Source organism: Methylobacterium sp. D54C, from assembly GCF_053345595.1.
In genome coordinates, this window is record NZ_JBKFAK010000020.1 from 81,653 (window position 1) to 92,366 (window position 10,714).

General features: G+C 70.4%; 8 protein-coding genes. All 8 read right to left on the reverse strand.

Annotated elements, in window-relative coordinates; genetic code table 11:
• Window position 1 precedes the first annotated feature (1 nt).
• A complete protein-coding gene (locus tag ACLBYB_RS25985; protein WP_447700518.1) occupies window positions 2–481 on the reverse strand; it encodes a TIGR02444 family protein in 480 nt (159 codons plus the stop codon).
• A gap of 9 nt (window positions 482–490) precedes the next feature.
• Window positions 491–1,837 (reverse strand): MFS transporter, encoded by a 1,347-nt coding sequence (locus ACLBYB_RS25990; protein WP_447700519.1) that lies wholly within the window; start codon window positions 1,835–1,837, stop codon window positions 491–493.
• Window positions 1,838–2,206: 369 nt separating this feature from the next.
• A complete protein-coding gene (locus tag ACLBYB_RS25995; RefSeq protein WP_447700520.1) occupies window positions 2,207–2,998 on the reverse strand; it encodes an enoyl-CoA hydratase/isomerase family protein in 792 nt (263 codons plus the stop codon).
• Window positions 2,999–3,041: 43 nt separating this feature from the next.
• The gene (locus ACLBYB_RS26000) at window positions 3,042–4,592 is read right to left on the reverse strand and encodes an AMP-binding protein (RefSeq protein WP_447700521.1); all 1,551 of its coding nucleotides are present in this window, start codon (window positions 4,590–4,592) and stop codon (window positions 3,042–3,044) included.
• A complete protein-coding gene (locus ACLBYB_RS26005; RefSeq protein ID WP_447700522.1) occupies window positions 4,585–5,118 on the reverse strand; it encodes a (2Fe-2S)-binding protein in 534 nt (177 codons plus the stop codon). The genes ACLBYB_RS26000 and ACLBYB_RS26005 overlap by 8 nt, the downstream gene beginning before the upstream one ends.
• Window positions 5,109–5,945, reverse strand: a complete 837-nt coding sequence (locus ACLBYB_RS26010; protein ID WP_447700523.1) for an FAD binding domain-containing protein — start codon at window positions 5,943–5,945, stop codon at window positions 5,109–5,111. The genes ACLBYB_RS26005 and ACLBYB_RS26010 overlap by 10 nt, the downstream gene beginning before the upstream one ends.
• Entirely contained in the window at window positions 5,942–8,908 is a 2,967-nt protein-coding gene (locus ACLBYB_RS26015) for a xanthine dehydrogenase family protein molybdopterin-binding subunit (RefSeq protein WP_447700524.1), read from the reverse strand. The genes ACLBYB_RS26010 and ACLBYB_RS26015 overlap by 4 nt, the downstream gene beginning before the upstream one ends.
• 134 nt (window positions 8,909–9,042) lie before the next feature.
• A complete protein-coding gene (locus tag ACLBYB_RS26020) occupies window positions 9,043–9,894 on the reverse strand; it encodes a helix-turn-helix transcriptional regulator (protein WP_447700525.1) in 852 nt (283 codons plus the stop codon).
• Window positions 9,895–10,714 lie beyond the last annotated feature (820 nt).

The following is a 10,714-nucleotide window of genomic DNA, read 5'->3' on the forward strand; positions in this document are numbered from 1 at the left end:
TTCAAGCCCCGGCGAACCCGTCCAGAAGCACGCGTAGCGGCTCCGGCGGGAAGGGCCGCCCGAGCAGCCCGGCATAATGGCCGAGATGGTCCCGCGCGGCCTGCTCCCGGTCGAGAGCGGGGCCCGGTGCCGGCGCGCCCACGAACAGCGAGTCCTGCACGAGGCGCTCGGCCTCCAGCTCCACCGCCTTGATCCGCCCGCGGTACGCCTCGGATCCAAGGCGTTCGAGCGGCTCGGCCTTCAGGGCGCGACGGACGGCGCGGAGCGGCTCGACCACCGCCTCGCGCCAGGGCGCGATGCCCGCATCCGCCGCCCGGACCGCCCCGGCGTCGAGGGACCGGCCGGTCGCCGCGCACCAGAGCAGGTAGAGCACGAGGTTGACGTCGGCCCCTCCCTCGTCCTGCAGGGCGACGCAGGCGGGCGCGAGGCCCGGCCTGCGGTAGAGAGCGAGGGAGAAGTCCCAGAAAGGGTTGTCGGACATGGCGCGCCCTCAGCCGCGATTGAGATTGCCCCGCGTCTCCGGCATCAGGACAGCACCGATGAGATAGACCAGCGTGACCAGGGTCGAAACGATCGCGAGCACCATCGTGATCTGGCCGGGGCCGTCGGCAGTGAGCGAGACCAGTGTTGGAAGCATGCCGCCCAGCGCGAAGCCGATGTTCCAGCTCAAGCCCGTGCCGGTGGCGCGCAACGCCGTGGGGAAGGTCTCGTTGAGGAAGATCAGTAGCGGGCCGTAGCTCGCATTCGCGACAAAGGCCAAGAGCATGGCGCAGATCGCGATCGTCACCGCATCCGTGGCCTGCCCCAGCGTGAGGAACAGGACGGGGAAGGCGACGAGCCGCACGGCGCCCATCACCAGGAAGCAGCGCCGCCGCCCGATATGCTGGCTCAACTCGCCCATGCTGCAGGCGCCGACGGCGGCGGCGACGCTCGCGCCGATCAGCATCAGGGAGGCGGTGGCGTTCGGCAGGCCGTTCACCAGCTTCAGCACGGTCGGGAGATAGCCGGAGGTCAGGTAGTAGGCCGCGCCGCCGCCGAAGGAGAGCATTACCGCGAGGACGAAGCTGCGGTCGTGCCCGGCCGAGAACAGGGCGCGCACCGGAGAGCTCACCACCGGGGCCTCGCCGCGCCGGGCCGCCTTCTCCGCCTGAAGCTGGCGGAAGATCGGCGATTCCTCGAGGTTGCGGAACAGGATAAGCCCGACCACCGAGGTGATAAGACCGGAAAAGAACATCACCCGCCAGCCCCAGGCGGCGAAAGCCTCCCCCGGCGCGAGCAGCGAGACGATGGAGAAGACGAAGGACGCGAGCAAGCCGCCAATCGCCGCGCCGCCGCCGCCGACCGAGCCCGACATCAGGCCGCGCCAGCGCTCGGGCACGGATTCTGTGCCGATCGTGTGCGAGGCGGCCACGACGCCGCCAACGAAGATGCCCTGGATCAGCCGGAAGCCCAAGAAGATCGCGGTGGCGAGCCAGCCGATCTGGCCCACGGTGGGCAGGAGGCCGAAGGCCGCCGTCGAGAGGCCGACGCCCATCACCGCCACCATCAGGGCGCGCCGCCGCCCGAAGCGGTCGGCATAGGTGCCGAACAGGGCGGAGCCCAGCGGCCGGATCAGCAGCGTCACCGCGAAGGAGGCGTAGGCGCCCGCGAGCGACAGCATCGGCTTGTCGGCCGGAAAGAACAGCGCGCCGATGACGGGCGCCACGTAGAGCAGGATGAACAGGTCGAACAGATCGAGCCCCCAGCCGAACAGCGAAGCCAGGGCGGCGGTTGCGGTCTGACGGGTGGTGGGTTTCAACAAGGCCGGCGCGGCGGCCATCGTCGGGCTGGCGTCCATGATGTCTCTCCCTCGGGCTCGGGACGGCCCTGGCCTCAGTGCCGCCCGCCGGTCTTGCAGCCGGCGTGGCGGTCGTTCGCGCGATCGGCGAAGCGGGGCTTAAGAGCAGTATTGGTGCGGCTCGGCTCACATCGATCTGCTGTCATTGCGAGCGAAGTGAAGCAATGACACGTTGGCAGCGGCGATTCAGGTCTCGTAGAAAGTAATCAGCGGTGGCCGACCGCGTTGAAACACACCCCTCCGTCTTTGCGAGCGAAGCGAAGCAATCCAGGGATACGCCACGTTCTGAGACGTCCCGCTGCTCTGGATTGCTTCGCTGACGCTCGCAATGACGGCGGAGGCCGTGAGCGAACGCAGTCGGCCACGACTTCAGCTGCCGATGAACTTCGGCTGGCGCTTCTCGTGGAAGGCCTCGACGCCCTCGCGGAAATCATCCGACTGCCGCAGGCGACTGTAGCAATGGCCCTCGAGCTCGATGGCGATGGCGAGCGTCGAATCCTCGGTGTCGTTGAGGAGCTTCTTGGCGGTGCGCTGAGCCATCGGGGAGAAGGCGCGCAGCTCCTCGACCAGCGCGTCGACCGCCTTCTCCAGGTCGGCATCGGCCACGCATTCGGTGGCGATGCCCCAGTCGAGCGCCTGCCGGCCCGGGATGCGCTTCGAGCGCATCACGATGTCCTTGGTGCGGGTGATACCGACGATCTTCTGCAGACGGGCCGAGCCGCCGGAGCCCGGAATCTGGCCGAGCTTCTGCTCGGGGAGCGCGTAGCGGCAGGTCTCGGAGACGATGCGGAAATCGCAGGCGAGCGAGATCTCGAACCCGACGCCGAAGGTGTAGCCGCGATTGGCCGCGATCACCGGCTTGGCGCAGCGCGCGGGCGCGGCGATGTTCCAGGCGAGCTTCGAGACATGCTCGGGCGAGGCGTCGAGGAAGCCCTTGATGTAGCCGCCCGAGGAGAAGTGCTCGCCCTCGGCGCGCAGCACGATCACGCGCACCCGCGGATCCTCATCGAGCGCTTCGAAGACCTTACGAATCTCGTCGCGCTGGGGCATCGAGATCACGTTCATCGGCGGCCGATTCAGGATCACGTCGGCGCGCTCGCGGGCGGGATCGATCTCGACGCGGAAGCCGTCGAGGTTCGTCAAGCTGGGATCGTCGGTCATCTTGTCTCTCTTCTCCAAAGGGGGCGGGAGGGTTCGGGCCGGGTCACGCGGCGGCCGTGGGCTCGCCGGCGGGTTCGGGCTGGTACTCGCCGGCCACGAGCCGGCGGCGCAGAAGCTTGCCGACCGGCGATTTGGGGATATCGTTAACGAAGACGTAGGCGCGCGGGAGCTTGTGGCTCGGCAGGCCGGCCGCGCGGCAATGCGCGTCGAGGGCGGGGCCGTCGGTCGCGTCGCGGCGCTTGACGAAGGCGGTGACGCGCTTGCCCCAGCGCTCGTCGGGGAGGCCGACCACGGCGACCTCCGAGACGCTCGGATGGAGGGAGAGGCAGCTCTCGATCTCCACCGGCGAGACGTTCTCGCCGCCGGTGATGATCATATCGTCCACCCGTCCGGTGACGAAGATGTCGCCGTCCGGGTCGGCAAAGCCCGTGTCGCCGGTGAAGTACCAGCCGCCGCGAAAAGCCTTGGCGTCGGCCTCGGGGCGGCGCCAATAGCCCTCGAAGGCCTCGTCGCCGCGCGCGATCACCGCGATCTCGCCCTCCTCGCCGGGGGCGGCGTTGGCCTCGGGGTCCGAGGCGCCGAGCGGCACCACGCGGACCATCGTGTTGAGCCCAGCGCGCCCGGCCGAACCCGGCTTACGGGCGGCGTCCTGGTTGATCGTGAAGGTGTAAACCTCCGACGAGCCGTAATGGTTGACGAAGAGGTCCGGGTGGAACGCCTCCGTCAGCCTGGCGAGCAGGCCGTCGGTCATCGGCGCTCCGGCGAATCCGAGCTTGCGCACCGAGGCGGTGTCCGTCCCCGCGAAGTCCGGATGGTGCACGAGGTCGTGGTAGAGGGTCGGCACGAGGTAGAGGTTCGTCACACGCTCGGCGGCGATCAGGCGCAGCGCGCCCGCCACATCGAAGCGTGGCAGGCAGATGAAGGCGCCGCCGATCAGCGACATCGCGATGAGCGAGCGCACCCCCATCGTGTGGTAGAGCGGCATGACGCCGAGGGTGCGTTCCCCACGCGCATAGAGGTTCTGCGCCACATGGGCGAGGGCGGCGGCGCGCTCGGCCCGATGGCGGCGAGGTACGCCCTTCGGCTTGGCCGTGGTGCCCGAGGTGTAGAGCATCAGCGAAGTCGCCTCCGCGCCGACGCGAGGCTTGGCGGGGACCGCCTCCCCTTGCGTGAGCGCGGCGAAGGCGATCGTCCCGGATCCGGTGGTGTGGCCGACGGCGATGCGCGGCAGCGCCCGCGCGGCAGCACTCGCCCGGACGGCGGCGGCCGAGACCTCCTCGTAGGCGAGCGCCTCGGCATCGGAATTCTCGATCGCGAAGTCGATCTCGTCGGGCTTGGCGCGCCAGTTGATGGGCGTCAGCACGATCCCCGCGAACTGGCAGGCCCAGTGCAGCGTCGCCGCCTCCAGCCGGTTCTGCAGCACCGTGACGAGGTGGTCGCCGGGCTCCAGCCCGAGCCGGTCGAGCCCCGCCACCGTCGCGGAGATCAGAGCGTACCACTCGGCGTAGGTCAGGCGCGTCTCGCCATCCACGATGGCGAGCGCCTGCGGGTCGCGCGAGACGCTCGCGAGGAAGCTGGTGCCGAGGTCAAGCATGGGCCGTCTCCCCCTGGTGTGTCTCGATGGGCGCGTCGCCGCGCAGAATCGCCGCCGCTTCGAGCGCCGCCGCCACGATGGGGGCGTAGCCGGTGCAGCGGCAGAGATGGCCGCCGATCACCTCGGTGAGTTCCGCTCGGCCCGCGTCGGGCTTGAGGCGCAGATAGGCGTCCAGCGACATCAGGATCCCGGCGGTACAGAAGCCGCATTGCAGGGCGTGGTGGCGCCGGAAGGCGGCCTGTAGCACGCCGAGCCGGCCGGGCTCGGGCGCGAGCCCCTCGACGGTGCGCAAGTCGCAGCCCTCGACGCCGACCGCGAGGGTCAGGCAGGCCCGGGCCGGCACGCCGTCGATCGACACCGTGCAGGACCCGCAGACGCCGTGCTCGCAGCCGACATGTGTGCCAGTGAGCCCGAGCCCGTGGCGCAGCGCGTCGGTCAGCAGCGTGCGCGACTCGGCCTCGCATTCGGCGGGCGCGCCGTTTAGGGTGAAGCGCACGCGATGGCGCTGTTGCGCGTCTAGCTGCATCGGAGGCTCTCCTGTCGGGCTTGCTCCAGGACCCGGCGGCCGAGTTGGCGCACGAGGTCGCGGCGGTAGCGGGCGGTGGCGTGGAGGTCCTCTCCCGCGCCGAGCTCCCAGGCGAAGGCGTTGAGGGCGTCGTCGAGGGCGGAGCCGTCGAGGTGGGGGAAGTCGCGCGCGGTGGGCCGGTCGGCGACGCCGCCGACCGCGAGCCGCATCCGCCGGGCATCCACCACGGCGGCGCAGGCGACGATGGCGAAGTCGCCATGGCGCCGCCCGACCTCGGCGAAGGCATAGCCGCTCCCCGCCGCGCGGGTCGGGTAGGCGATCGCCTCGATCATCTCGTCGTCGCCGCGCTCCGTCACCATCATGCCGGTGAAGAAGTCCTCGGCGCGCATGCTGCGACGGCGCTTGCGTGTGCGGAGCCGGATCTCCCCCTCCAGCGCCACGAGGCAGAGCGGGATCTCGGCGCTCGGATCGGCATGGGCGACCGAGCCGCACAGGGTGCCCCGCGCCCGCGTCTGGATGTGCCCGACCCAGGGGAGAGCCGCGGCAAGCAGCGGCAGATCGTCGGCGAGCCCCGGCCGGTCGAGCAGGATCGCTTGGCGCACACCCGCCGGGATCACGAGGGCGCCGCGCTCCCGCACCGGCTCGCGCAGGGCCTCGATCCGCATCACATCGACGAGGATCGCGGGCTTGGTCAGCCGCATGTTCAGCATCGGCAGGAGCGACTGGCCGCCCGCCACGATCCGGGCCTCGCCACCGTGCCGGCCGAGGGCGTCGAGGGCCTCGTCGAGGCTTTCCGCGCGGAGATAGGCGAAGGGTGCGGGCTTCATGCCGAGATCCCCAACCGGGCGAGGAGGCGGCGCAGCAGGCCGGGGCCGTTCGCAGTTCCGCCCGCCCGCCGCGCGAGGGCGGAGAAGAAGCCGCCGATGATCACGCGGGCCGCGCCGTCGAGGAGGCGCCCGCCCACCGCCGCGACCTTGCCGCCCACCGCCGCCTCGTAGCGGTAGACGATGCGGGTGCCGCCGGACCCGTCCGGTTCCAGGGTGATGCGGCCGGTGCCGCCCCCGTTGCCGAGGGCCCCCGTCACCGTGCCACCGAGCGTCGCCGCGCGCGGCGCGTCGAGGTCGGAGAGGCGGATGTCGGCCTTGTAGCGGCCCTTCACCGGGCCGACGCCGAGGGTCACGTCGGCGGTGAAATGGGTCTCCGAGAGGCGGCGCACGCCGTGCGCGCCCGGGATGACCGAGGCGAGAACATCCGGATCGAGCAGCATCAACCACACCGTCTCGGGCGGGGCGACGACGGCGGCCGAGCCCTCGCCGCGCAGGGTGCGGTCACCCGGCTTGGCCGCCGGCTGGGCCTGGGCGGCGAGGCAGGGAGGCGGCGCCGGCTCGTCGCGGCGGGCGGCGAGGCCCGCGAGCTTGGCCGGTGTCAGCGGCAGGTCGATCGCGTCGAGGGCGAGGGCGTCCGCCACCGCGTTGGCGAGGCAGACCGGCGTCGACATGCAATTGCCCTCACCGACGCCCTTGGCGCCGAGCGGCGTGAAGGGCGAAGGGCTCTCCACGTGCAGGACCGTGAGGTCCGGCATCTCCGTCGCGGTGGGCAGCAGATAGTCGGCCAGCGTGCCGGAGAGGAAGGCGCCGTCCTCGCCGTAGGCCAGCTCCTCGTAGACGGCCGCGCCGAGCGCCTGCGCGAAGCCGCCGCGCACCTGCCCCTCGACCATGCCGGGATGCAGGATGCGCCCACAATCGTGCATGGTCACGTAGCGGTCGATCCGGATCTTCCCGGTGATCGGATCGATTTCGACGCCGCAGGCATCGAAGATGAAGCCGTGGCAGAGCGAGGAGTTGACCGCATCCGCCTCGTCGGGCGCCGTGAGCTGCGGCGGCGTCCAGAAGGCCGTCTCGCGGATCGGCGTCCCGTCCAGGTCCGGCAGCAGGCCCGGCGACCAGTGGGCGGTCGCGGCGACGCGCGCGAAGGGCAGGAAGGCATCCGGGTTCGCGCGGACGCTGACGCGGCCGCCGGCGAAGACGAGATCGTCCGAACGTGCGTTGAGCTGGGCCGCCGCCGCCGCCGCGAGCTTGTCCCGCAGGCGCGTCGCCGCCTGATGCGCCACGCCCGCCACCGCGGCAGCGAAGCGGCTCGAATAGTTGCCCGAGGCGATCGACCACGCGTCCTTGGCCGTGTCGAGGTCGGCCGTGACCCGGACTTGGTCGAGGGCGATGCCGAACACGTCCGCCACCACCTGGGCCAGCACGGTGCGGTGGCCCTGGCCCTGCGGCACGGAGGCGACCTGCACGGTCACGGAGCCGACGGGATCGAGGGTGATGGTCGCGGTGGACTGCGCCCCGTTCTTCGGGCCGGCCTTGGCCCGCTCGGCGGCGGTCAGGACCGTGGTGATATAGCCCATGTTGGAGACGCTAGGCTCGACGGCGGCGGTGTAGCCGATTCCGTAGAGCCGGCCGTCGGCCCGGGCCTGCGCGCGCCGCCGGACGAGCTCGTCGAGCCCGCCGTCCCGGGCGGCCACATCGAGGGCGAGCTGGTAGTTACCGGAATCGTAGAGGGCGCCGCTGGCCGTGCGGTAGGGGAAGGCGTCGGCCGGGATCAGGTTGCGGCGGATCACGTCGAGGGGATCGAGGCCGAGCGTCACGGCGATGCGCTGCATCAGCCGCTCCAGGGGATAGTAGACTTGCGGGCCGCCGAAGCCGCGCACCAGCCCGGTCGGCGTCTTGTTGGTCAGCACCACCCGGTTGCGGATCCGCACATGCCGGATCGCGTAGGCGCCGGTCATGTTGCCGTGCATCCGGTAGAGCGTGGCGGGCTCGGGGGCGCGCAGGTAGGCGCCGCAATCCTCGACCTGATCCCAATCGAGGGCTGAGACCCGGCCGTCGTCGTCGAAGGCGGCCGTCAGCGTGGTCACGCGGTTGGTCGCCGAAACCGAGGCCGCGAGGTGCTCCAGCCGGTCCTCGATCCACTTGACCGGGCGCCCGACCTTGCGTGACGCGGCCGCAACCAGGACGGCGTAGGGCGCGACGCCCTGCTTCACGCCGAAGCTGCCGCCGGAATCGGGGGGCGTGCGCAGGCGCAGGCGGTTGCCCGGCACCTTGAGCGCCCGGGCGACCACGGCGTGGATGCTGAACGGCCCCTGGAAGTTGGCGAGCACGTCGTAGCTGTCGTCGGTGGGGTCGTACTCGGCGACGACGCCGTAGGTCTCCATCGGAGAGCCGGTGTTGCGCGGGTAGCGGACCGTCACCGCCAGGGTGTGCCTGGCCTCGGCGAAGGCCGCTTCGGGATCGCCGTAGCGGAAGGCGCGGTCGCTGACCTGGTCGGCGCCGACGCCCTCGTGCAGAACGGGCGCATCGCCCGCCAGCGCGGCGAGCGGATCGATGACGGCAGGGCGCTGCCGGTAATCGACCTCGATCAGGTCGCAGCCGTCCTCGGCGACGTAGCGATCCGTGGCCAGGACGATGGCGACCGGCTCGCCGACATAGCGCACCCGGTCCACCGCGATGGCGCGGGCATCCACCGCCGCGCGGACGGCCGGGACGAGGCCTGTGGTGATGTCGAGGAGGTCGCGTCCGGTAAGGACGGCCGCCACGCCCGGCAATGCCAGTGCGGCGGCGGCGTCGATTGCAAGGATGTCGGCGTGAGCATGGGGCGAGCGCAGGAAGGCCACGTGCAGCGTGCCCGGCTTCGTGCCCAGATCGTCGATGTAGCGCCCGCGTCCCGACAGCAGGCCCGCGTCCTCGACGCGCTCGACCGACCGTCCGACGAACGGGATGTGCTCGATGCCCAACGTTCGCTTCCTCGTCCAAGGCTCTTGCAGGCCTGGTCCGGGGAGGATGCATCGCGTCGCGGGCGGAGGAGGATCCCGCCGCGTCTCACGACTTACCCAAACGTCTCAAAAACATTGCCGGTGCTTGGCGGCGCTCAGGCGAGCGGTAGGGCGGCGCGGCGCACGATGGTGCGAAAGACGCTCGGCGGGACGCCGACATGGTCGCGGAAGAAGCGCGAGAAATGCGGGGGCGTGGAGAAGCCGAGCCCGAGCGAGAGATCCGTCAGTCCCTGGTCGGTATCGACGATGGCCCGGACCGCGCACTCGAGGCGGATGGCGTTCTTGAAGACGTTCGGCGAGGCGCCGGTAGTCTGCTCGAACAACCGATAGAAATGCGCCCGCGAGAGCCCGGCTTCGCGGGCGAGCGCGTCGATGCCGTCGCCGGTTCCAGGCTCTGCCCGGATCCGGGCGATGGCCCGCTGCACGCGCCAGTCGCGGTTGCGGCTTGCCGCCCTCAAGGAATCCCCGGCCTCACGCCACGCGGTGAAGCGCTCGATCAGGGCGATCATCAGGTCCGGCAACAGAGTCTCGCGGATGTGGCGAGATGCCGGGGCATAGACCATCTCGGCCGCGAGATCGCGCGAGAGCTGCCGGATCCGCGCCGTGATCAGGCCGACCGGCTGTTCGAAAAAGCCCGGAGCGCCGCTCGCCGCCCAGTTGTTCCGGAACGCGCCGAGCCAGGCCGGCTCGATGTAGAGCGCGAGGATCATCGCCTTGTCGCGGTTGGGATCGTGCAGGTAGGCGTGCGTTTCCCAGGCGTTGATGAGGACGGCCTGTTCGTCGGTGAGGCGGACCACGCGCTCGCCGACCAGGAACTGCGTGTCGTCGCCCTCGACCTTCAACAGGACGTGGCAGTGATGATGCGCGTGCCGGACGAGGCCGCGGTCCATGTCGAGCAGGGCCACACGGCCGAAATCACCGTGGGCAATCTCGAGAGCTTCGGACATCCGTTCCGAATACCATACAGCTCGCGGGGCCGCCAATCGCTTGCGTCGGTCTGTGTCGTCGTCTGCGGGTTCCGGGATCGCACGCCGTGACGTCGCAATTAAGCTACGCCCTTTGCTGCCCTTGTCGGCGAGGGCGCGACGCTTTCGGGCTGGATGCTCGGCGATGGGAGCACAGCAGCCGTCGTCGCTCTCTACCTTGTCCCGCTTTCACGCATGAACAGGTCAATCGCAATCTTGACCCGGAGGCTATCCGGAAGAAGGGGTGTTGCCGACAATGCTCAACCCGCCAACCCCCGTTTTTTTAAGAAGCTCTTGGGCTGTGTTGGGTCGGTAGAAGGATGTCCGCTCTGACGGTTGACCACCTCCGCAGCAGACATTCTGCTTTCGGCCATTTTCAGCCATTTGCCGAGCGTCCGCTTTCCCGGATTTGTGCCCCAAAGCGGAACGGCAGATCCTGAAGAGTTTCGGTCGCCGCGAGGCGTACGAAAGTCTTGGATGGACGAACCCGCGGGATGGCGGGCGGGCCTATGGGGATTAGGGCTGGGCGTCGCCCCCAGTGGCGGAGCGACGGCGGGCAAACCTCGCCGGTGGCGTGCCTGGAAGTCCCCGGATTGGCGGGACCTCAGCGCTTGGCGAAGCGAACCGGGGTTCGACGATCGCGGGGGCACGGTTCATCCTGAGGTTCGGCACAGGGTGAGGCATGCCCCGCGGCGCGGTTCCTCGGGTGGTTGGCGGCGTCAGGTCATGCCGGGTCATGGCGAACCTGCCCGGTGCGACGTGGAGCGGAACGGCGGCCCACGGGGCTGATGCCAGCCCGCGA

Coding starts and splice junctions, on each gene's coding strand:
- ACLBYB_RS26010 (WP_447700523.1), bottom strand. CDS start 5,945: ATGAAGCCCGCACCCTTCGCCTATCTCCGCGCGGAAAGCCTCGACGAG.
- ACLBYB_RS26020 (WP_447700525.1), bottom strand. CDS start 9,894: ATGTCCGAAGCTCTCGAGATTGCCCACGGTGATTTCGGCCGTGTGGCC.
- ACLBYB_RS25985 (WP_447700518.1), bottom strand. CDS start 481: ATGTCCGACAACCCTTTCTGGGACTTCTCCCTCGCTCTCTACCGCAGG.
- ACLBYB_RS26000 (WP_447700521.1), bottom strand. CDS start 4,592: ATGCTTGACCTCGGCACCAGCTTCCTCGCGAGCGTCTCGCGCGACCCG.
- ACLBYB_RS25995 (WP_447700520.1), bottom strand. CDS start 2,998: ATGACCGACGATCCCAGCTTGACGAACCTCGACGGCTTCCGCGTCGAG.
- ACLBYB_RS25990 (WP_447700519.1), bottom strand. CDS start 1,837: ATGGACGCCAGCCCGACGATGGCCGCCGCGCCGGCCTTGTTGAAACCC.
- ACLBYB_RS26005 (WP_447700522.1), bottom strand. CDS start 5,118: ATGCAGCTAGACGCGCAACAGCGCCATCGCGTGCGCTTCACCCTAAAC.